This is a genomic window from Flavobacterium hauense (genome assembly GCF_054457175.1).
In genome coordinates, this window is record NZ_JBTKVX010000047.1 from 1 (window position 1) to 652 (window position 652).

Here is a 652-nt window from a genome sequence, read left to right on the forward strand (position 1 = left end):
TTCCTCTGTCTTCAGTAAATATCTTAACGACTTTAGTTAATAATAACAACGGTACCTACACTTATACCAATGAGGCAGGAGTAGATACAGTTATCAATGTAAATGCAGGCGCACTACCATTCAGCAACACAGCATCAGGCCTTGCAGCTACGACAGTACAGGGCGCGATTGATGAGATCGTAGCAGAGACTACTGCACAGCTTGGTAACTTCAAACTTGAGGAAAACAACGATGGCAGCTTCTCTTTGATCGGGGCAGACGGCACCGCAGTAGTATCAACGATCAATAAAGGTTCAGTTACTGATAATGCTAACGGTACGTATACCTTCAACAATGGAGGTACTCCGGTAACGATCGATGCGAGCAGCCTTACCATTACCGAGACTACACCAGGCGTTTACACATTTGCAGACGCAGGCGGTACTGTTGGTATCCTTGACCTGAATGCTTCAGCATTGAACTATAATCCTGCTACTTCAGGCCTAACAGCAACAACAGTACAGAGCGCGATTGATGAGATCGTAGCCAACACGAACACACAGCTGGGTAACTTCAAACTTGAGGAAAACAACGACGGCAGCTTCTCTTTGATCGGGGCAGACGGCACCGCAGTAGTATCAACGATCCAGAAAGGATCGCTTGCCGATAACGG

1 pseudogene is annotated in these 652 nt (G+C 46.8%); it reads left to right on the plus strand.

From position 1 onward, the window contains the following. A pseudogene (locus ACX0HA_RS17605) lies at positions 1-652 on the plus strand (hypothetical protein); the annotation flags it as partial.